At 64.9% G+C, this 21,445-nt stretch carries 19 protein-coding genes; 6 read left to right on the forward strand and 13 right to left on the reverse strand.

From position 1 onward, the window contains the following. Nucleotides 1-3: 3 nt before the first annotated feature. From ACP15W_RS14140 to ACP15W_RS14150, 3 genes are all read right to left on the reverse strand, one after another. Nucleotides 4-954, reverse strand: a complete 951-nt coding sequence (locus ACP15W_RS14140) for a MipA/OmpV family protein (protein WP_424933555.1) — start codon at nt 952-954, stop codon at nt 4-6. A gap of 186 nt (nt 955-1,140) precedes the next feature. Beyond that, nucleotides 1,141-2,256, reverse strand: a complete 1,116-nt coding sequence (gene aroB, locus ACP15W_RS14145) for a 3-dehydroquinate synthase (RefSeq protein ID WP_424933556.1) — start codon at nt 2,254-2,256, stop codon at nt 1,141-1,143. Continuing rightward, nucleotides 2,253-2,864, reverse strand: a complete 612-nt coding sequence (locus tag ACP15W_RS14150) for a shikimate kinase (protein WP_424933557.1) — start codon at nt 2,862-2,864, stop codon at nt 2,253-2,255. The genes aroB and ACP15W_RS14150 overlap by 4 nt, the downstream gene beginning before the upstream one ends. Before the next feature lie 244 nt (nt 2,865-3,108). On the opposite strand from ACP15W_RS14150, the gene ACP15W_RS14155 reads away from it, so the two are divergent. From ACP15W_RS14155 to ACP15W_RS14175, 5 genes are all read left to right on the forward strand, one after another. Next, nucleotides 3,109-4,698, forward strand: coding sequence for a hypothetical protein (locus ACP15W_RS14155; protein ID WP_424933558.1), 1,590 nt, complete (start codon nt 3,109-3,111; stop codon nt 4,696-4,698). Next, a complete protein-coding gene (locus ACP15W_RS14160) occupies nt 4,691-5,668 on the forward strand; it encodes a site-specific tyrosine recombinase XerD (protein ID WP_424933559.1) in 978 nt (325 codons plus the stop codon). Before ACP15W_RS14155 ends, ACP15W_RS14160 begins: the two co-directional genes overlap by 8 nt. A 42-nt stretch (nt 5,669-5,710) precedes the next feature. Then, a complete protein-coding gene (locus tag ACP15W_RS14165) occupies nt 5,711-7,024 on the forward strand; it encodes an HlyC/CorC family transporter (RefSeq protein WP_424933560.1) in 1,314 nt (437 codons plus the stop codon). A 92-nt stretch (nt 7,025-7,116) separates the two neighbouring features. Beyond that, nucleotides 7,117-8,463: an esterase-like activity of phytase family protein gene (locus ACP15W_RS14170; protein WP_424933561.1), complete on the forward strand. Its 1,347-nt coding sequence runs from the start codon at nt 7,117-7,119 to the stop codon at nt 8,461-8,463. Between the two features lie 434 nt (nt 8,464-8,897). Continuing rightward, nucleotides 8,898-9,485, forward strand: coding sequence for an invasion associated locus B family protein (locus ACP15W_RS14175; protein ID WP_424933562.1), 588 nt, complete (start codon nt 8,898-8,900; stop codon nt 9,483-9,485). Nucleotides 9,486-9,548: 63 nt separating this feature from the next. On the opposite strand, the gene ACP15W_RS14180 is transcribed toward ACP15W_RS14175, so the two are convergent. The 4 genes from ACP15W_RS14180 to ACP15W_RS14195 all read right to left on the reverse strand — a co-directional run bounded on the left by ACP15W_RS14180 (nt 9,549) and on the right by ACP15W_RS14195 (nt 13,940). Beyond that, nucleotides 9,549-10,766 carry a beta-ketoacyl-[acyl-carrier-protein] synthase family protein gene (locus ACP15W_RS14180; protein ID WP_424933563.1) on the reverse strand — a complete coding sequence of 406 codons (1,218 nt, stop codon included), beginning with the start codon at nt 10,764-10,766 and terminating at the stop codon, nt 9,549-9,551. Nucleotide 10,767: 1 nt separating this feature from the next. Then, complete coding sequence (locus ACP15W_RS14185) at nt 10,768-11,043, reverse strand: acyl carrier protein (protein WP_424933564.1); 276 nt, start codon at nt 11,041-11,043, stop codon at nt 10,768-10,770. A 62-nt stretch (nt 11,044-11,105) separates the two neighbouring features. Then, nucleotides 11,106-12,164 (reverse strand): UDP-3-O-(3-hydroxymyristoyl)glucosamine N-acyltransferase, encoded by a 1,059-nt coding sequence (gene lpxD, locus ACP15W_RS14190; protein WP_424933565.1) that lies wholly within the window; start codon nt 12,162-12,164, stop codon nt 11,106-11,108. Nucleotides 12,165-12,194: 30 nt separating this feature from the next. Beyond that, nucleotides 12,195-13,940, reverse strand: a complete 1,746-nt coding sequence (locus ACP15W_RS14195) for a L,D-transpeptidase family protein (protein WP_424933566.1) — start codon at nt 13,938-13,940, stop codon at nt 12,195-12,197. A 280-nt stretch (nt 13,941-14,220) separates the two neighbouring features. On the opposite strand from ACP15W_RS14195, the gene ACP15W_RS14200 reads away from it, so the two are divergent. After that, entirely contained in the window at nt 14,221-14,778 is a 558-nt protein-coding gene (locus ACP15W_RS14200) for a YcbK family protein (RefSeq protein WP_424933567.1), read from the forward strand. Between the two features lie 49 nt (nt 14,779-14,827). On the opposite strand, the gene ACP15W_RS14205 is transcribed toward ACP15W_RS14200, so the two are convergent. From ACP15W_RS14205 to obgE, 6 genes are all read right to left on the reverse strand, one after another. Next, nucleotides 14,828-15,865, reverse strand: coding sequence for an alpha/beta hydrolase family protein (locus tag ACP15W_RS14205; protein ID WP_424933568.1), 1,038 nt, complete (start codon nt 15,863-15,865; stop codon nt 14,828-14,830). Between the two features lies 1 nt (nt 15,866). Next, on the reverse strand, nt 15,867-16,841 hold the full coding sequence (locus ACP15W_RS14210; RefSeq protein ID WP_424933569.1) for a Gfo/Idh/MocA family protein: 975 nt from the start codon (nt 16,839-16,841) through the stop codon (nt 15,867-15,869). A gap of 35 nt (nt 16,842-16,876) precedes the next feature. Next, nucleotides 16,877-17,905, reverse strand: coding sequence for a sodium:calcium antiporter (locus ACP15W_RS14215; protein WP_424933570.1), 1,029 nt, complete (start codon nt 17,903-17,905; stop codon nt 16,877-16,879). 87 nt (nt 17,906-17,992) lie between these two features. Continuing rightward, nucleotides 17,993-19,258 carry a glutamate-5-semialdehyde dehydrogenase gene (locus tag ACP15W_RS14220; RefSeq protein ID WP_424933571.1) on the reverse strand — a complete coding sequence of 422 codons (1,266 nt, stop codon included), beginning with the start codon at nt 19,256-19,258 and terminating at the stop codon, nt 17,993-17,995. Then, the gene (gene proB / locus ACP15W_RS14225; RefSeq protein ID WP_424933572.1) at nt 19,255-20,397 is read right to left on the reverse strand and encodes a glutamate 5-kinase; all 1,143 of its coding nucleotides are present in this window, start codon (nt 20,395-20,397) and stop codon (nt 19,255-19,257) included. The genes ACP15W_RS14220 and proB overlap by 4 nt, the downstream gene beginning before the upstream one ends. After that, nucleotides 20,385-21,428: a GTPase ObgE gene (gene obgE / locus ACP15W_RS14230; RefSeq protein ID WP_424933573.1), complete on the reverse strand. Its 1,044-nt coding sequence runs from the start codon at nt 21,426-21,428 to the stop codon at nt 20,385-20,387. The genes proB and obgE overlap by 13 nt, the downstream gene beginning before the upstream one ends. Between the last annotated feature and the right edge of the window lie 17 nt (nt 21,429-21,445).

Raw genomic sequence — 21,445 nt, forward strand, 5'->3', positions numbered from 1 at the left:
ACCTTAGAAGTCGAGGCTGATCCGACGTGTGATGCCGATGGTGAAGGTGTATTGATCCGGAGATCCGGTCTCCGTGATGGGCGAGTCCGCCGCGTCATTGGTCAGACGGTCATATCGGGCCGCGCCTTCGATGCCCCAGCGCTCGTTCCAGAGATACCGTGCGCCGAACACGACACCCACACCGACCACACCGCCGTCCGGATCGTAGGCCTCGAGCCCGGAGGCTGCGGACTCGGACTCCGAAACCCCGAAATACGTGTCCGTGAACCGGTCGTCCCCGAGGGATACGCGCGGACCGAAGGTCAGCGTCAGCCCTTCGACGGGATAGGCGATACCGTCGGCACCAAGCTCTCCGGCCCAGGAATTGTGCCCGATGAAACCGTAACGCGCGTTGGCGAAAAGCCGGTAGGTGCGCTGCTCGTAACCGAGGCCCAACCCGGCCTCGAAGGACCAGTCCACATCGTCGAGGCCGTCGATTTCGCTGTACTCGCTCGAGTCGCGCTTCGAGATGCTCCGCACCGAGCCCTGCAGGCCGAGACCGCGACGGAAACCGACCGTTTGGCCCGAACCGAATTCGAAGCCACCGGGAAACTTGACATAATCGAAGCGCAGCGATCCGTTCGGCCCGGTTTCCAGATCATCCGACCCGAAGTAGGCAGGGCTGACCTGCACGCCACCGCGGATCGTCATCACGACATCGGGTGTCGGGCTGTCGAGCACGCCGTCGGCGGCAAGAAATCCGGGGGCAACCTGGTCGAGGAAGAACGGCTCCACATCGGCCGTCCGGAGGGTCTCGAAATTCTCCGGCAGTTCCGGTTCGTCGAGAACCGAAAGCGATTCGTCCTCCACGGCATCCTGCGCCGCGGCAGCCGTCATCTGGACAGCGGAAAGCGCAGCCGTCAGCGCAACCACCGAGCAGAACGAAGTAGCGTTACCAAGGATGTTGGACATCATTCTGCGCCCGCTTTCCAAAAGCGTGAAGTTCCCGCCCGAGTATATCCTGGATTCGGTTATCAAGAGGTAACGATCCCGTCTGCAAAGGTTAATATATTCCTGCGTTCATACCCTCTGGTTGCGTCCATGTCGCCATACAATTGACCGCATCCGCTGGATTTTTTGCAGGTGTGAGGTACCCCTGCCTCAGCGTTCGGCAAGCGCCTGATCCAGAACGCCCCGTATGACGGAGATATCCGCATCGCGACAGACGAAGGTCTCCCCGATATCGCGGGCCAGGACGAAGACGATTCGTCCGTCCTTGACCTTCTTGTCCTGCGTCATCAGCTCCAGAAGCCCGTCTGCATCGGGCAGATTGCCCGGAATATCGCCGAGCCCGCGCTTCATTCCCATATCCGCGAAATGCTGCGCGACCCGGCTCGGTGCCTCCTGCGAACAGAGGCCCAGAGCAGCACTGGCCCGGAAGGCCAGCATGCACCCGATGGACACCCCCTCCCCGTGAAGCAGGCGGTCCGAATATCCGGTTGCGGCCTCGAGAGCATGTCCGAAGGTATGGCCCAGGTTGAGAAGCGCGCGGTCCCCCTTCTCCGTTTCGTCCCGCACCACGATCTCGGCCTTCATCTCGCAGGACCGGCGAATCGCGGTGATCCGTGCCTCCACATCGCCCGCGGCTGCGTTGGCGCCGTTCTTCTCGAGCCATTCGAAGAAGGTGCCGTCCCCCAGCAGCCCGTATTTCGCGACCTCCGCATATCCGGCGAGATAGTCGCGCGGTGCGAGCGTATCGAGAACATCCGTATCGGCAAGCACCAGTCCCGGCTGATGGAAGGCACCGATCAGGTTCTTGCCCAGTTTCGAGTTGATGCCGGTCTTTCCCCCCACGGAGCTGTCCACCTGGGCCAGAAGCGTCGTCGGCACCTGCACGAACCGCACCCCACGGCGCAGGATCGCGGCGGCAAAGCCCGCCAGATCGCCGATGACGCCGCCACCCAGCGCGACCACGACATCATCACGGTTCACCTTGCGCTCCAGCAGCCACTCGACCGCCCGTTCAAGCTGCGACCAGCACTTGGTGCCCTCGCCCGGCGGCAGGGCCAGCATGTCGGACGCGATTCCCTCGGCCGCCAGCCCCTCTCTGAGCGCCGGGTAGTGCAGATCCGCAACCCGCTCATCCGTCAGGACGGCCACGCGCTTCGCGGCCAGAAGCGGTGCGATCTCCGCGCCGGCCCGCGCGAGAAGCCCCGGACCGATGCGGATATCGTAGCTCCGCCCGTCAAGCGGGACATGAACGGTCTGGGGCGTCATTTCTCGAGAACCTCCAATGTGGGTGCCTGCCCGGCGTGTCCGGCATCATGGCGCAAGACCGCCTCGATGATTCGGTCCGTCATCTTCTCGTGGCTGGCATCGCGCGTGCTGTCGACGGTCACGTCCGCGAGTGCGTAGAAGGGCGCGCGCAGATCGTTGAGCGCCTCGAGCTTGGCACGCGGGTTCGGCGCGTCGAGAAGGGGGCGCCCCGGCTTTCCGCGCACGCGCTGCCAGAGGGTCTCGACCTCTGCGCGGAGCCAGACACTGGTGGCGTGTTCCTTGATCTCGGCCCGCGTCTGCGCCTCGATGAAGGCGCCTCCCCCGGTCGCGAGGATGCAGGGCGGCCGCGTCAGCAGGCGCGCGATCACCTTCCGCTCCCCATCGCGAAAATCGGGCTCGCCGTAGCTGGCGAAAATCTCCGGAATCGTCATTCCTGCGGCAATCTCGATTTCCGAATCGGAATCGATGAAGGGCACGCCGAGGCGCGCCGCAACCCGCTTGCCCACACTGGTCTTACCGGCCCCCATGAGCCCGACCAGGACAATCGTCCGAAGCAGGCGATAGTTTCCGTTCTCCCCATCCGCCACTGGCCGTGGTCTCTCTATCATCGCAATTGCTGTCCGGGCCCAAGGCCACTACACTTCTCGTTAAGGCGTTTACGGCCATCTTGCAGTGATTGAACAGTCGAAAATGCGGCAAACAAGCCGCGAAGGCAGAGCAGATCGATATGCGCTACGTGTTTCGCGCCGTGATTCTACTTGTGATCGCGGGAGCCCTCGGGCTTCTCGGGATGGCAGTATTCTCGGACCTTCCCCCACCCATGGCGGAAATCTCCCTTCCCGTAGAGGCGATGTGACCCCATTTCCCGCGAGGAGGCCGCTCCTGCTGGGCGGCCTCCTGCTCCCGCTTTGTGCTGTGGCCACACCCATTTTCGCGGAGGGGCCACGCAGCGCGATTCCGTGGCTGTCCGAAAGCATCACGGCGCCGCCGGTCGAACCCGATTCGCCCGGCGAGACGCTGGGTCCGCTGCAGACCGAAACCATCACGGTCACACCGCTCGACGGAACCGAACCGGATGCCATCGGCATCCTGCCCAGCGAAACCACCGGCTTCGCCCGCAGCCTCTGGGGGCCAACGGATCTCGAGACCGCGCGCGACCTGATCGAAACGACACGCTCGGGCGGTGTCCCGGAAACACGCGCGCTTTTTCTGCGGCTGCTGCTCGCAGAGGCCGAACCGCCCATGGGGGATGACGACAGGGCATCGCTCCTGACAGCCCGTATCGACAGGCTGCTGCGCGAGGGGGCTCTCGAACAGGCCGATGCGCTCATTCTCTTCGCGACCCCCACGGAAGCCGAACTCTTCAGGCGGTGGTTCGACATCGGCCTTCTCACCGACAATGCCGAGCCCGCCTGCGAGGCGCTGCGCCGCAACCCCTCCCTGTCTCCGACGCTGCCCGCGCGGGTCTTCTGCCTTGCGCGCGGCGGCGACTGGAACGCCGCCGAGATCACCCTCACGCTTGGCCGACAGATCGGATCGATCTCGCCCGAGCAGGAGGAGATGCTCGCGCGTTTCCTCGATCCCGAGATCTTCGAGTCCGAACCACCGCCCCCGGTTCCTGATCCGCTCACACCGCTGGATTTTCTTATGCGCGAAGCGGTCGGCCTCCCGCGGCCACCGGGTCAACTCCCGCTGGCCTTCCTGCACTACGACCTCGGCGAGCACACACCGATGCGCATGCGGATCGCTGCGGCCGAACGGCTCCTGCGTGCCGGCGCAATCGCGTCGCCCCCGCTCTTTGCGGCCTACCGGGCCGGAGAACCGGCCGCCTCCGGTGGGGTCTGGGACAGGGCCGCGGCCATTCAGGATCTCGACAAGGCCCTCGAAGACCCGACCGGTGAGGGACTTGCCGCATCGCTCGCCGATGCCGACAACCGGCTGGCAGACGTGGGGTTTCGGGTTGCACTGGCGCGGGAATACGCGCCCGCTTTCATGGAGATTTCGCGCGATACTCTGACCGGCACGGCCCGTTCCCGCATCTTCGAGCTTCTCCTGCTCGCGGGCGAGACCGAAGCCGCAACGCCCTTCCGTCCCGATCAGCTTGGCCCGAAGGCCGAGCTCGCCGCATCGCTTGCAGCACCCGAAGAGGGAAATGCCCTGCCCGATCCCAAGGGCGATCCGATGGCCACCGCAATCCTTGAAGCCTTCGACCCCGAAAGCCCCGCGGATATCGCGGCGACCGGTTTCGGGGACGCGCTCGACGAGGGCCGGCAGGGCGAGGCGATCCTGCGCTCCATCGACCTGCTCGCCGATGGCATCCAGACCTCTCCCCAGTCGCTCACCCTTGCCCTCAGCACCCTGCGCGCCGCGGGCCAGGAGACCGCCGCGCGACACATTGCCATCGAAACCCTGCTCGGCGACGCAGGATCGGTCAATGACTGAGGCCGCCACCGCCCCCGCGCGCAACTGGATGGCTCTCTTTCTCGAGGCGATCCAGGCCGAACGCGACGCTGCCGCCAATACCCTTGCCTCCTATGGCCGGGACCTGCGGGATTTCGAGACCTTCCTGACCGCCAGGGGCCAGGGGTTCGCCACGGCGGGCCGACCCGAAATCGAGGCCTACCTGGCCGATCAGGCCGAACGCGGCATGGCCGAGACGACCCGCGCCCGCAGGCTTTCCGCGATCAGGCAATTCTATCGCTTCGCCTTCCTGGAGGGCTGGCGGACCGATGATCCCGCAGCCCTCATCAGGGGGCCGAAGCGCAGGCGCAGCCTGCCGGACAGCCTCAGCGAGGCCGATGTCGACCGGATGCTCGAAGTTGCGGCCAACGGGGAGGGAACGCCCCTGCCCGAAAGGCTTCGCAACGCCTGCCTGATGCAACTCCTCTACGCCACCGGCCTGCGCGTGAGCGAACTGGTTTCGCTTCCCATCAGCGCAGTGCGCGGCGACCCCCGCATGATCCTGGTGCGCGGCAAGGGCGGGCGGGAACGCATGGTGCCGCTCTCGGACCCCGCGCGCCGGGCCCTGCAGGCCTGGATCGCCCAACGCGACACGATGGAAGACCAGGCCGCCGAACGCGGCCGCGCCCCCTCCCGGTTTCTCTTTCCCGCACGCGGCAAACGCGGCCACATGACCCGCGAGCGCTTCTTCCTCCTGGTCAAGGAACTCGCCGCCCTGGCAGGGCTCGATCCGGCCAAGGTCTCGCCACACACGCTGCGCCACGCCTTTGCCACCCATCTTCTGGCCAATGGCGCGGATCTCCGCGTGATTCAGACCCTTCTGGGTCACGCGAGCATTGCAACGACCGAGATTTACACTCATGTGCTCGATGCAAGACTCAAGCAGATCGTCTTCGAGAAACATCCCCTGGCAGAACACACCGGGGAAACCACCGAAGACGAACCGACCTGACTGCCTGCACAAGACAAGAGATCAACCGGGGAACGATCCGTCATGGAGACCGCAAGCGAAGCGACCAACCTTCTGGCCATCTGGGGGACGGGAGGAGCCATCCTGCTTCTTCTGGTCTTTTCCGGCATCTTCTCGGGTTCGGAAACCGCGCTGACCACCGCGAGCCGCGGCAAGCTTCACGCCATGGCGGAGAAGGGCGACAAGGGCGCAGCCAAGGCGCTCCGCCTGACCGACGACAAGGAACGCCTGATCGGCGCGATCCTGCTCGGCAACAATCTCGTCAACATCCTGGCGACGTCGCTGGCGACCATGCTCTTCACCACGCTGCTCGGAGACAGCGCGGTGGCGGTCGCGACCCTCGTGATGACCCTCCTCGTGCTGATCTTCTCCGAAGTTCTGCCCAAGACCTATGCCATCACCAATTCCGAGCTCATGGCGCGGCGGGTCTCGCACCTGATCCGGGCGATCGTCGTCGTCCTCTCCCCGATCGTGAACTCGGTGCGCGCGCTGGTTCGCCTCATCCTGAGCGCCTTCGGGGTCAAGACCGACCCGGAAGCCAATTTCCTCGCCGCGCAGGAGGAGATCGCCGGCGCGATCGCCCTGCACCATTCCGAAGGCGCGGTGGAAAAGGCCGATCGTGACCGGCTTCTGGGCGCGCTCGATCTCGGCCAGCGCACCGTCTCCGAGATCATGCTCCACCGCCGGGACATCGAGATGCTCGATATCGGAAACCCGGCCCCCGAGATCATCGAGAAGGCGCTGAAATCCCCCCACACCCGCATCCCGCTCTATAGCGAGAACAGCGAGAACATCGTCGGGGTGCTCCACGCGAAGGACATGTTCCGCGCCCTGCATCGCATCGTGCATGAAAGCGAAGAGCCCGCCGAGGCGCTTGCCAATTTCGACATCATGGACGTGTCGATGGAGCCCTATTTCGTCCCCGAAACCACCGCGCTCGACGAGCAGATGCGCGAGTTTCTCCGCAGGCGCTCCCACTTCGCGCTTGTCGTGGACGAATACGGCGCGCTGAAGGGCCTCATCACCCTGGAAGACATCCTCGAGGAGATCGTGGGCGAGATTGCCGATGAACACGACACCGAGCCCCCGTCCGGCATCGTCCCCTTCAAGGACGGCTCGGTGGAGGTCGAGGGTGTCATGACCATCCGCGACCTCAACCGGGCCTGCGAATGGCACCTGCCCGACGAGGAGGCCAACACCGTCGCGGGCCTCGTCATCCACGAGGCGCAGGCCATCCCGAACGCGGGTCAGGTCTTCAGCTTCCACGGGTTCCGCTTCGAGGTGCTGGAGCGCCAGAACAACAGGCTCACGAAGCTGCGGGTGCGCAAACTCGGCTGAAGCCGGGCGAGCGCGGCACCCTCGTCATCATACTGACAAGATCGCGGTGCAGAAGGAAGGCCCTGAAAACACCAGCCCTTGAGGCCCGCACCATGATCGCCCGCACCTGCGCCGCATTTGCCGCCCTACTGTCCGCCACCGCACTTCATGCCGAAAGCACACAAGTCCCCGCAACGCTGGCGGGCCATGCGATCCTGCCCGCCGAGACGCTGATCCCGGCGCCGCAGGATGCGCCCGAAGCCCTGCGGACATCGGGCAAGTTCACCGAACGCGGAAATCCGGCACGCATTTCCGCAGAGCCAACGGATGGCGCAAGCCTGCCCTTCAACGGCCAGCCGGTGCAGGGCTTCTCGGGCATCTCGGCCATCGGAGACGGCAGCTACTATGCGCTGACCGACAACGGCTTCGGCTCGATGGCGAACTCCCCCGACGCCATGCTCTTCTTCCATGTCATCCGCCCCGATTTCGCCACCGGTGAGATCGCTCGCGAGAAGACCGTATTCCTCTCCGATCCCGACAAGATCGTGCCCTTCGTCATCGCCATGGAAGGCAGCGAAACCCGCTACCTGACCGGGGCCGATCTGGACCTCGAGGGGTTCCAGGTGATCGGGAACGAGATCATCATCGGCGACGAGTTCGGCCCCTATGTCATCGTGGCGGACGTCGAAACCGGCCGCATCACGGAATTCCACGAGACCTATCTCGGTGAGGACAAGATCCTCTCGCCAGATCACTACACGCTCGCCCTGCCCAATCCGGGCGATGCCGACATGCCCGTCTACAACGCGAAACGCTCCCGTGGTTATGAGGGCTTCGCCGCCTCCCCGGACCAGGCAACGCTCTACCCGCTGCTCGAAGGCCCGATCTGGCGCGCCGACCTCGAAGACTGGGAGCGCGTCGAGGATGGCCGCGTGGCCCTGCGCATCCTGGAAATGGACGCCGCCTCCCGTGACTGGACCGGCCGCTCCTGGCTCTACCCGCTCGAGGGCGAGACCCACGCCATCGGCGATTTCAACATGATCGACGAGACCCGCGGCCTCGTGATCGAACGCGATGGCGGCCAGGGCGACGCGGAACTGGCCTGCGGGGCGGGCGAAACGGAAGGCTGCTTCGAGGAGCCTGCCCTCTTCAAGCGCGTCTACCTGATCGACATGGCGGGCGTGGAAGACGGCGACCCCGTCCACAAGGTTGCTTACATCGACCTGCTCGATATCCAGGACCCGGAGGGAATCGCGCGACAGGGCAAGCGCGATGACGGCCGTTTCACCTTCCCCTTCGTGACGATCGAGAATGTGGACATGGTCGATGAACGGCACATCATCGTCGGCAACGACAACAATTTCCCGTTCTCCTCGGGCCGCGCGCTCGGCCAACGCGATGACAACGAAATCATTTTGCTCAAAGCCGAAGAATTGCTCAATGCGAGCGCGATGGAATAATTTTGATCACCTTAATGGTTAACAAGGAGTCGTTAACCATTTCGCGCTATAACATTCATGTGCAAAGGCCACTTCGGTTGCCCTCGCACGCGACTTCCTCCCTTTAGACTTGAGCCGGCACCGAGCCGGCTCTTTTTTTGCCGGATCACATTGTGCCGCTCTGCGCGTGATACCGCCTGCATCCGCTTGACCGGACATTTTCTCCCGACTAACGTCACGCACATAAAGTTCGGCCAGTCCGACAGGGAAGCAAGAATATGGAAGAGAGTATCGGTCCGACTGATACTCTCTTTCGTTTCCGGGCAGAGATTTTCCTTGAACCGGCGCCGCAGCCCTGATGGCGTTCATCGCCTTGCGTGTTGACAGGGCATGAGTCGAGTGACATCCCCGAAGCGTCCCAACCGGAACAAGAGATCACAGGACACGAGCAGATCATGAAGCTTCAGCTATTGGCCGCAACCCTCACCGTCACGGCTCTCTCCCTTGGGGCATCGGCATGGGCTCAGGAGGCCCAGCCCGCACCGGCGGCGCCAGCGCCAGCCGCACCCGGCTCCCAGGTCGGCGATCCGGCACAAGGAGAGATTCGCATCAAGCTGCGCGAAACCCACGGTGACTGGGATGTCCGCTGCGCGCCGGACGAAAGCGAATGCTTCATGTATCAACTCGCCCGTGACCAGAACGAGAACCCGGTCGCGGAGATCAATATCGTGCGGCTCGACAACGATTCGCCCGCCAGTGCCGGCGTGACGATTCTCACCCCTCTCGGCACGTTGCTTCGCCCCGGCCTTTCGCTCTCTGTCGATGGCGGGGAGCGCCGCAGCTACCCGTTCATCTGGTGCGACGCCGGCGGGTGTTTTGCCCGCTTCGCCCTGAGCGAGGAAGAAGTCGCGGTCTACGAGCAGGGCACCAATGCCACGCTGACGCTGTTCTCGGTCGGCGCGCCAGGAACCCCTGTGGATCTCCAACTGTCGCTCTCCGGCTTCACCGCCGCGATGGACGCGCTTGAGCCGATCCCGAACTGAATCCGGGGCCCCGCGTCCCGCATCGCCCCCGCGCCGGTCCGCGCCGCGGGTGGCGACACTACCTCAACTGAAACGTGACAGCACCAGCACGGCGTTGAGCCCGCCAAAGGCGAAGGCATTCGTCATGACCGCCTTGACCGCCTGCTCGCGTGCGACATTCGGAACGATATCCAGATCGCAATCCGGGTCTGGTTCCTCGTAGTTGATCGTCGGGGCGATCACCCCGTCGCGCAAGGCCATGGTGCAGGCCAGAAGCTCCACCGCCCCCGTCCCGCCGATCAGATGCCCGTGCATCGACTTGGTCGAGGAGATCATGAGCGTATCGGCGTGCGATCCGAACGCCTCGCGCACCGCCGCGCATTCGGTCTTGTCGTTCGCGGTCGTGCCGGTTCCGTGCGCGTTGATGTAGCCGATCTCTTCCGGCGCCATGCCCGCACAGCGCAACGCACCGCGCATCGCCCGCACCGCGCCCTGCCGGTTCGGCATCACGATGTCGGATGCATCCGACGTCATGGCAAATCCCTTGACCTCCGCCAGAATCACGGCGCCACGGGCCTTCGCGTGCTCCAGATCCTCGAAGACGAACATCGCGGCGCCTTCGCCCTGCACCATGCCGTTGCGTGTCTTGGAGAAGGGGCGGCAGCCATCCTTCGACATCACCCGCAGCCCTTCCCAGGCCTTGATGCCCCCGAAACACAACATGCTCTCGCTGCCCCCGGTGATCACCACATCCGCCTGACCGGACCGGATTAGCGACCAGGCTTGCCCCATCGCATGGTTCGAGGAGGAACAGGCGGTCGAAACCGTGAAGCTCGGCCCCTGGAGATTGTGCTCCATGGAGATATGGCTTGCCGCGGCATTGTTCATCAGGCGCGGCACCACGAAAGGATGAACCCTGTTCTTACCTTCCTGATAGACCAGCCGGTAATTCTCGTCCTGCGTGCCCAGACCGCCCCCCGACGTGCCGAGCACGACACCGGAACGTTCGGCCAGCTCGCCCTCGAAACCGAGCCCCGCCTCCTCGATGGCCTCGCGGGCCGAGAGCAGCGCAAACTGCGTGAAGCGATCGAAAAGCGTAAGTTGTTGCCGGGAGAAATGGTCCTGCGGCTCGTAGCCGTTCACCTGCCCGCCGATGCGGATCGAAAGCCGTTCGACATCCTCGAACGCGAGTGGACCGATGCCGGAGCGGCCTTCCCGCATGGCGTCCATGGTCTCTCGGGCTGAATTGCCCAGGGCATTGAATGCGCCCTGGCCGGTAATCACCACACGGCGTTCAGTCACGTCAATGCTTCTGAGCGATCAGCTTCTCAACCGCGTCCACGATGGTCGCCACACTGCTGATATCGAAGTCGCCGTTTTCCGGCTCGTTCGCATTGAAGGGAACCTGGATGTCGAAACTTTCCTCGATCGCGAAGACCGTTTCCACCAGGCCAAGTGAATCGATCCCCAGATCTTCGAGGGTCGCGTCCATGGAGACCTCCGAAGGATCCATCACAGCCTGTTCTGCAAGGATCGTCACGACCCTTTCCTTCACGGATTCCTTGACGACTTCAGCCATGTCCACTCCATCCGGTCATCCTGATCCGCGATCATCTACTCGTTTCGACCGGAATTTGAAACTCATTTTTCCGCCTTCGCGAGCTTCTCCAACGCACGCGGAAGCCTGCGCAACGCCTTGTACATCTCCACATTCTGGTCCATCCGAACCGCCGGATATCCCATCATGACCCGGTTGGGCGGCACGTTGCTCGCAACACCCGAGTTGCCGGTGATCACCGAGTTTGCCCCGATGGTCAGATGATCGGCCACAGCCGCCCTGCCCCCGAGCACCACACGGTCGCCGATCACGGTGCTGCCACCGACCGCCACATGCCCGCAGACGAGACAGGTGCTCCCGATCCGTACATTGTGACCGATCTGCACGAGGTTGTCGATCTTGGTGCCGTCGCCGATCGTGGTGTCCGCGATCGTGCCGCGGTCGATGCAGGCATTTGCGCCCAGTTCCACATCATCGCCGATCACGACCGAACCCAGCGAGTTGATCCGCACGTAGGCCGACTGGTCCTCGGCTGCCACGGCGCCCGTGGCCCGCGCTTCCTCGACGATGCCGGGCTGCGGCGTCACGAAGGAGAAACCGTCGCCACCCACCACGCAGCCGGGCTGGGCAATGAACCGGTCGCCGATGCGGATGCGCGCGCCGATTCGAACTCCGGAATGGAGCAGCGCCCCCTCACCGATCTCCGTGTCCTGACCGATGGACACATGCGAATGGATGCGCGCGCCGGCCCCGATTTTGACGCCGCTCTCGATCACCACCAGCGGTCCGACATAGGTGTCCGAGGGAAGCTGCACGTCCGAGGCGATCACGGCCGTGGGGTGGATGCCGGGGCGCGGCACGGAAACCGGGTCGAAGACCCTCGTCACCCCCGAAAGCACGTAGCGCGGACGGGGCGCGAAGATCGCCGCATCCAGCCCGTATTCCTGCCAGTCGGCACCAGGCCAGAGGATCGCACAGCGCGCCTCGCCCTGCGAAAGGGCCGCGGCATATTTCGGGTCCATCGCCAGCGCGATCTGGTCCGGGCTTGCGGAGGCGGGCTCCGCCGGGCCGCTCAATTCCAGGCTGCCGTCGCCCGCATATCCGCCGCCGAGCGCGTCGGCCAGTTCTTCCACGGTAATCATGTCGCCCCCCGGGGATGCACGCACAGAGCCTCAGCCCTGCACGCCATCCGGCAATTGCACACCGCGCGCCTGAAGCGCTGCGAAAACCTTCGCGTCGCGGCCATAGATATCCTCACGATACCGGATCTTGCCCGTTTCATCGACAAACACCGTCCGATACATCAGATGGACCTGAACCGGATCATCGAGATTGACATAGGTCTCGGATTTCGATGCGAGCCAGCCGTCGAACCGCGCCTCCGGATTGCTCACCTGGCCGTCCAGCAGCACATAGGCAAGCTCCAGCGGCTTTTCGAGCCGGATGCAGCCGTTCGAAAGCGCCCGCGCATCCCGCGCGAAATACTGACGCGCCGGCGTATCATGAAGATAGATCGCGAACTGGTTGGGGAACATGAACTTCACCCGCCCCAACGCATTGGCCGAACTCGGATTCTGCTTCACCCGGAACGGGAAGGTTTCGGCGCTGTACTGGCTGAAATCGACGAGGCTCGGGTTGATCTCCATCCCCGACCGCGTGAAGAGGCTCATCCCGTTGCGCCGCAGCACATCCGGGTCGGAGCGCAGCTTCGGCAGATAGACCCGCGTGGCGATACTGTCGGGAATGTGCCAGGTCGGGTTGACGACCATATGCGTCATCTCGTCGGAAAACTCGGGCGTTCGCGTCTCTTCCACTTCGCCGACAACCGTGCGCGACGACCAGACAACCGCGCCGTTCTCGATCATCTCGACCGAATAGTCCGGGATGTTGACCTCGATCCGCCGATTGCCGAGATCGCGGTTGAACCAGCGCATCCGCTCGAGGTTGACGTCGATCATCCGGATGCGATCCGCAACCGAGACATTGAGCGCCGCCAGCGTGCGGGGTCCTGCCACGCCATCATCGTTGAGGCCTTGATCCCGCTGGAATGCCTTGAGTTCCGCCTCGAGGCGCGGATCGAATGCGGTCGCGTCAAAAGCCGGAGCCGCATCGGGCGCGCCGGCCGTCTCGACCAATGCCGTGCGCGCATCTCCCTCCGTCTCGGAGGCATAGCCGAGCTTCGCAAGCCGATCCCGCAATGCAACGACCCGCGGGCTGCTCTCGCCTACATGCAGCGAGGGCCCGGTGGGCACGCGCGGTCCCAATCCGCCATCCTGCGCCATGGCCGTGAGCCGCTTCCGTTCCGCCATGAGCGCGGCATAGTCCGGGTCCTGCGGCTCGAGCCCGCTCAGAACGTCCGAGGCGCTTCCATCCGCAAGCCGGCCCAGAAGATCACCCGCCGTGGCGCGCTCGGGGCGGACATTGATTTCGTCGTCCACGCTCAGGGGCCGCACGATCCCGCCGGTGAGATCGCCACCCCACTGCAGATAGGCGCGCATCGCCGCCAGTTCGAGCGGAACCGCGGCGGCGCCCTCGGGCGCTCCATCGGTGGCCTCAAGGGCCGAAAGATCATAGCGGTTCGCCGGCAGGCCCTGGGCGCTCGCCGTGCCGATCGCCGCCCGAAGCGCAGCGAGAGGGGCCGCGCTTCCCGCTGTCCAGTAGGGCTGGAAATCACGGCTCTCGTAGAAACCGCCGATGGCTGCGCGCTCGTCCTCGCTGAACCCTTCGGTCTGGGACGCCAGCGCCACCTCGAATGCCATGGCTTCGGGCGAAAGCGCATCCGCTTCGAAGGCTGCGGGAATCGCCTCGATCGCGCCACTGCCCTCCTGCGCCATGCTGTCCTGAGCCATCACGGGATGGACCAGGAGCGCCGCCGTGGCGCAGGCGCACAAGGCACGCGCAAATGAACTCGATGTCATGCCTGCCTCTTTTTCACTTTCTTTCGCTTCTTGCGTTGATGTGAGTCTAGCCCGCGCGAGGCCCCGAAACAAGGAGCCGCCGCCCGGGCAATTCGATCAAAACTTTCTCACCCAATAACGTCGAATTAACCTTGATCGTTTTTTTGTGCCGCACGGGAAGGCGGCGAAAAGGCCTCTTGGAAAAATGGGCAACCTATGGCATCAAAATCACAGGGCACAGGCAAAATAAGCCCGACAATAAAAAACTGAGGCAGTGTGAAAGAAGCAAGGCAGTCAAATCATGAGCAGTGATGACTACCGCCCCTCGAGGCGGACAATTCTCGGTGTATTCGCAGGTCTATGCACGGTTGCCGCAGCGCCGGTCTATGCCCGTGCGCCCGGTTTTCTGCGCAGATCCGGTGATGTTCGCCGCGTGCGCATGTACAGCCAGCGCACCGGCGAGTCGATCGACGCGATCTATTATGCCAACGGCCGTTACATCGACGAGGTGATGAAGGAGATCACCTACTTCATGCGCGACTGGCGGCAGAACGCGATGATGAACTACGACCCCCACAACATCGACATCCTCGCCGCCACCCAGAAGATGCTCGACACCGAAGAGCCCTATCTCGTGATCTCCGGCTTCCGCACCCAGCGGACCAACCGGATGCTCCGGGGCGCGGCGAGCAACTCCTACCACATGAAGGCCATGGCCGCCGACGTGCGCCTCAAGAGCCGTTCGACCAAGCAGGTCGCGGGTGCGGCCCTTGCCTGCAACGCGGGCGGCGTGGGCACCTACTACCGGTCGAACTTCGTCCACATGGATTGCGGCCCCGTCCGCACCTGGCGCGGCTGATCACGGCCCGGAACCTCGGCGCCGCCTGCCAGGCGTAGGCGGCTCGCTCTCACTTCTCGACCCAGGCCTGGCCAAATGCCTCTGCCGCCAGTTCGATGATGCGGGCATGGATCAGGGCGCGATCCGCCGCGCTACCGTTCGAACCACCATCCGAGCAGATCGGCTCCTCAATTTCCATTTCCTCGGCAAGTGCCGATGCATCCGGCTTGCAGAGCCCGAACATGCTGAAGTGGCTGGCGTCCTCGATCCTGACGTAGCGAGCTTCCGGCAATGCCGCCGCAACGCCTGATGCGTCCACGCTCGCTGGAACCTCCCCCTCCCGCCCGAGATTGACCAGCCAGACTGGGGTGTCCACACCGGCAAATGTTCCGGCTGCAAACACGTCGCTCATGGCGGGATCGATGGCCATCGCGATGTCGATCCGCCCGTCGGCATGATCTTTCCCCGCAGCAGTCATATCCATCGCGTGCAAATCCACGCCGCTCTGCACGACCCAGGCGCAGAGCGAGGGGTTGCGGTGCGGAGCATCGCAATAGGCTGCCAACTTCGCGGGATCGATTTGCGCCCCGGCCATCGCCAGCGCCGTGTGTCCGCCCATCGACAGGCCCAGAACACCGACTTTCCCATCATCGAGCTGCCTGGCGAACGCCTCATCCTGCTCTATGGCATCAAGCGCCTCGGAGAGATCGGTGGGCCTCAGCCAGAGCTTCATGGTTTCTGCCGCGGAGCGGTCCGGCCCCGTATTTCCCGGATGCGTGGGGGCTGCGACGACAAAACCCCGGTCCGCCAGCGGCGTCGCAATCCAGCTCATTGCCTCCGCGCGCCCCGCCAGCCCCGCGCCATGCGACAGAAGCACCAGCGGAAAGCGCCCCGCCGCAATCGGCGCGTCGCGCACCGCGGGCGTTCCCTCGAAGAACGGGTTCTCCCCCAACACGACCGGATCTCCGCCATCCCCCGCCGGATACCAGACCGTCATATCGAGGTCGGAGCCCCGCGTGCCCGACAGGATGGCAAATTGCCGCACGCCTGCGGCGTCCGCGGCCCCTGCCAGAAACAGCGTCACCGCCAGCGCCAGAAACCGAGACACGTCAGATCCCCTCATAGATCTTCCCCACAAGTTCGACTCCCAGCCGCCCGGCCTCCGGTCCACATGGGTTTTCCCCAAGCCCGCGGAAATGCGCGACAACCCGTTCGATCAGCGGCTGATGGATATGCGGCGGATCGGCGATCTCGATCTCTTCCGTCACACCGCCCCGCGTCAACCGGATCGGCGCCTTCCGGAACGCCCCCATGCTGACCATCCCCGCCGACCCGTGAACCGTTACCGCCTCGTCATGCTGATCGGTCGCATAGGCACAGATCCCCACCGCAGGCAGATCGCCGAAATCCAGCAGGAACGCCACCAGGTCCTCGGCGGCATAGAGCCCCGCCTGGCGTTTCGCGAGCCCCCGCGCCGCCACCGGCGGACCGAAGACGTAGGACAGCCAGTCGAGCGTATGGGTGTGCACATCGGCGAAGATGCCCCCGCCGCCAACCGATGGATCGAGCTTCCAGGCCTGGGCGGGAAACTCATCCGCAGGCCGGAAATGCCGCACCTCGATGGCGCGCGGCACACCGATCTCCCCGCCCTGGATGATCTCGCGCAGCCGCTCGAAGCGCGGCACCGCCCGCCGGTAGTAGGAAACACAGAGCTTCTGTCCCGTCTCCCGCGCAGCCGCCGCCATGCGGTCACACGCCTCGAGGGTCAGCGCCATGGGCTTCTCGACCAGCACATCCTTGCCCGCTTCGAGCGCGCGGATCGCGTAATCCGCGTGGGTCGAGGGCGGCGTCGCTACGTAGACCGCCGTCACATCCGGGTCGCCGATCAGCGTGTCTGCATCCGCGGTCCAGCGTGGCACCCCGTGGCGGCGCGCGTAATCCGCCGCCTTCGCACCGTCACGCCGCATGACGTTGACGAGCGCCGACCCTTCGATCTTGCCGAAAGCCGGCCCGCTCTTCACTTCCGTGACATCACCGCACCCGATGATGCCCCACCGCACGTCCGCATTCGAGGATTGCCCCATGCCGGCCCCGCCTCCTTCCAGCGCGGCCCCCCGCGTCACATGACCGCCTGAACCGCTATCGCGCCCACATAGATCGCGAGGATCGCGGCACTTTCAACACCAATTCCACCCGGACCGTCCTTCTGCCGGATCAGCATCCCGAGCGTGAGAACCGCGGTCATGATCATCCCGATCGAAAGCCAGAAATAGTCCGCCGATCCGGCCGCGTGATAGAGAGAGCCCTCCCGGTAGCTCACATCCGAGATCGTCAGGAACAGGACGTCGAAGGTATTTCCGCCGATGATCCCCCCGACCGCAAGCTGCAACGCCCCGCGCCGCACGGCCGCAAGCGTCGTGACAAGCTCGGGCAGCGAGGTCACCACGGCGGTGAAGAGCGCGCCCACGAGCGAAGCCGAGACACCGAAGCGGTCGATCACCTCCCCGGCGACCTGCGCGATCAGCCAGCCCGCAACCCCCATCACCAGCATCAGCAGGCCGAAACCCACGAAGAGCGACTTGGATGCGCCAGCCTCCGCCTCGGGTTCGTCCGGCACGTCCTCTTCAGTCTCGTCGGTTCTCACCGGCTCCCACATCGGGCCTTCCTGCGCCGCCCGCACGGCCTTGAGCCCGGCGAAATAGATCGCGACCAGCACGAAGGAAACAGGATGCACACCCCAGAACGTCACATCCGGCGCCGAATAGGCCAGAACCGGCAGGGCCAGCATCAGAAGCAGCAGCACACCCTGCAGGATATTGGTGATCTCGGCCGCCGCATGTTCGAGATTGGCCCGGCGATGCATCAGATCGGCGAGGGCCAGGAATGCCGTCTGCGCCGCGATACCGCCCACGCCGTTCGAGAAAGCCAGCGAAACCCGCCCGTCGAGAGCCGAAGTGATCGAGACGATCGTGCCCGAGAGCGACGTGGCCGCCCCAAGCAGAACACCCCCCACCAGTGCCTCGCCGAGGCCTGTCCGATCCGCGATCCGGTCCGCGACATCCGTCATCCGCAGTCCGGAGAACAGAATCACCACGGCGGCGGCGATAAAGAGACCCAGCAGCATCCAGATCGGGGCGTTCGAAAGCATGTTCCCTCCAATGCATCACGCCCGGATCCGGGCAGGACGCGGCAATCTAGCCCTCTAACCCCATGAAACAAGGCCGAAGAGGAGAAATCAGCCGCGCACCGCGCCCTTGCTGTCCACGAGGTATTTGAAGCTGGTCAGCTGCTCGGCACCGACCGGGCCCCGCGCATGAAGCTTGCCGGTGGCGATTCCGATCTCCGCCCCCATGCCGAACTCGCCCCCATCGGCGAACTGGGTCGAGGTGTTCCGCATCAGGATCGCGCTGTCGAGCTCCTGGAAGAACCGCTCCGCCACCGCGTCATCCTCGGTCATCACGCAATCGGTGTGGTTCGATCCATGCTGGCGGATATGGGCGATGGCCCCTTCGACCCCATCGACGATCTTGGCGGCGATGATGCTGTCGAGATACTCTCGGCCCCAGTCCTCCTCGCCTGCGGGCACAACGCCCTCGAGACCAAGAAGATCGGCCCCGGCCCGAACCTCGACACCGGCCTGCAGGAGATCCTCCACGAAAGGCGCGCCATGCGCCTCGAAGAAGTCCCGGTCAATGAGCAGACATTCCGCCGCGCCACAGATCCCGGTGCGCCGTGTCTTCGCATTCATCACCACGGCGCGCGTCTTCTCGAGATCGGCGGCCTTGTCGATATAGATATGAACGATCCCCTCGAGATGGGCGAAGACCGGCACCCGCGCATCCGCCTGAACGCGCGCCACCAGCCCCTTGCCGCCCCGCGGCACGATCACGTCGATATGCTGGGTCATGGTCAGCATTTCGCCCACCGCTGCCCGGTCGGTCGTGGGCACGAGCTGGATCGCCGTCTCGGGCAGTCCCGCGGCCTTCAGACCCTCGACCAGTGCGGCGTGGATCGCTCGCGACGAGTTCAAGCTTTCGGAGCCGCCGCGCAGGATCGCCGCATTGCCCGCCTTCAGGCAAAGCGCGCCCGCATCCGCCGTCACGTTCGGGCGGCTTTCGAAGATCACCCCGATCACGCCAATGGGGGTCCGCACCCGGCGGATATGCAGCCCGTTGGGCTGATCCCACTCGGCCGTCACCGCACCCACGGGATCCTCCTGCGCCGCAATGGCGCGCAGACTGCCGACGATGCCCTCGATCCGCGCTTCGGTGAGTTCGAGCCGATCGAGCATCGCGCCCGAAATGCCCTTCTCGCGCGCCGCCGTCATGTCGATGGCATTCGCGTCAAGGATGTCCGCGCGTGCCGCCCAGACCGCATCGGCCGCGGCCTCCAGTGCAAGGGCCTTCTGAGCCGGGCTTGCGGAGGCGAGCAGCACGCTCGCGGATTTCGCTTGTTCTCCAATGCTCTGCATCAGAGACTTGATGTCAGACATCATGTTCATCTGCGTCCTCCTCTCCGCATCACCATATCATCGCGGTGCACGATTGCCGCGCGCCCGGTATAGCCCAGGAGCCCCGCGATCTCGCTCGAGCGGTGCCCCATGATGATTCCCGCTTCCGCGCGATCATATCCCGCGAGCGCCTTCGCCACCACATCGCCCGCTGGCCCGACAATGTCCACCGGGTCGCCGCGCGCGAAATCCCCCTCGACGGAGATGACACCCGCGGGCAGGAGCGAGCGCCCCTTCTCGAGCGCGGCCACCGCGCCCGCGTCCACCGTGATCTGCCCGCGCGACTTCATGCCCGTAATCCAGCGCTTGCGCGCCGCATGCGGGTCACCATCGGCCTCGAACCAGGTGCAGGCCGCACCATCGATCAACGCCGAGATCGGCCGGTTCACCGCCCCCTTGGTGATCGCCATGGCACAGCCCGAGGCCATTGCCGCACGCGCCGCCATGATCTTCGTCTTCATGCCGCCCTTGGAAAGCGCCGTACCGGTGCCGCCCGCCATCGCCTCGATCTCCGGCGTGACGACCGGAACGGTCTCGAGCCTGCGCGCGGTCGCATCGTCGCGCGGGTTGGCGGTGTAGAGCCCGTCCACATCCGACAGCAGGACCAGCAGGTCCGCGCCCGCCATGCTCGCCACCTGTGCCGCGAGCCGGTCGTTGTCGCCATAGCGGATCTCGTCCGTCGCCACCGTGTCGTTCTCGTTGACGATCGGCACCGTGCCCAGCGAAAGCAGCATGTCGAGGGTGCGGCGCGAATTGAGATAGCGCCGCCGGATCTGGCTGTCCTCCAGCGTCACCAGAACCTGCGCCGTCCGGATTCCATGTGGGGCGAGCGCGCGCTCATAGGCCCGCGCCAGCCGGATCTGCCCCACTGCGGCCGAAGCCTGCGACTGTTCGAGCGACAATACACCGTCGGCAAGCTGGAGGACCTTGCGGCCGAGCGCGATCGACCCCGAGGAGACGATCACGACCTGCTTGCCGCCCGCCTGCAACGCCGCCACGTCTTCCGCCAGCGCCGCCAGCCACTCGAGCCGGGGTTCGTCGGTCTCTTCCGAAACCAGCAGGGCTGAACCGATCTTGATGACGATGCGTTTCGCGCGCGCGATCCGCTCGGCGGACGTCAGGGCCTCCATGCTTCCGGCTCCACCGAACTCTCCGCCACCGACTCCTCCTTCCGGGTCGCCGCGATGCGTGGGTAGAGCGCCCGCAGAACGCCTTCGATGCCTTCGCGGGTCGCGCCCGAGAGCATGTGCACCTCCATGCCCGACACCTCGCGCAGCTCGGCCGCCGCGGCCTCCCGCTCCTCGTCGTCCAGCGCATCGACCTTGTTCAGCGCCAGGATGCGCGGCTTCTGCGAGAGGATCTCTCCATAGGCTTCCAGCTCGTGCTCGATCACCTCGTAATCCTGCGCGATGGTCTCGGACGTGCCATCGACGAGATGCAGCAGCACCGCGCAGCGCTCCACATGCCCGAGGAAGAGATCGCCAAGCCCCCGGCCCTCATGTGCGCCCTCGATCAGCCCCGGAATGTCGGCCAGCACGAACTCGCGCTCGTCGACCCGGACAACGCCCAGATTGGGATGGATCGTGGTGAAGGGGTAGTCGGCCACCTTGGGCTTTGCGTTCGTGACCACCGAGAGGAAGGTCGACTTGCCCGCATTCGGCAGCCCGACGAGCCCTGCATCCGCGATCAGCTTCAGCCTCAGCCAGATGGTGCGTTCCACGCCTTCCTGCCCCGGATTGGCATGGCGCGGCGCCTGGTTCGTGGAGGTCTTGAAGTGAAGATTGCCGAAGCCGCCATTGCCTCCCTTCGCGAGCAGCACCCGCTGGCCCGGCTCGGCGAGATCCGCGATCACCGTTTCCTCGTCTTCCTCGAGGATCTCGGTGCCCGCCGGAACCTTGAGCACGATATCGTCGCCGCCCTTGCCGGTGCGCTGACGGCCCATGCCGCCCTGCCCGTTCTTGGCGAAGAAATGCTGCTGGTAGCGGAAATCGATCAGCGTGTTGAGCCCGTCCACGGCTTCCGCCCAGACATCGCCTCCCCGGCCGCCGTCGCCGCCGTCCGGCCCGCCATACTCGATATACTTCTCCCGCCGGAAGCTCACCGCGCCATTGCCGCCCTTGCCCGAGCGTATATGCACCCGCGCCAGATCGAGAAATTTCATCGCCTGGGTCCCATTCC

This window comes from Amaricoccus macauensis (genome assembly GCF_049800915.1).
Lineage (GTDB): Bacteria > Pseudomonadota > Alphaproteobacteria > Rhodobacterales > Rhodobacteraceae > Amaricoccus > Amaricoccus macauensis_A.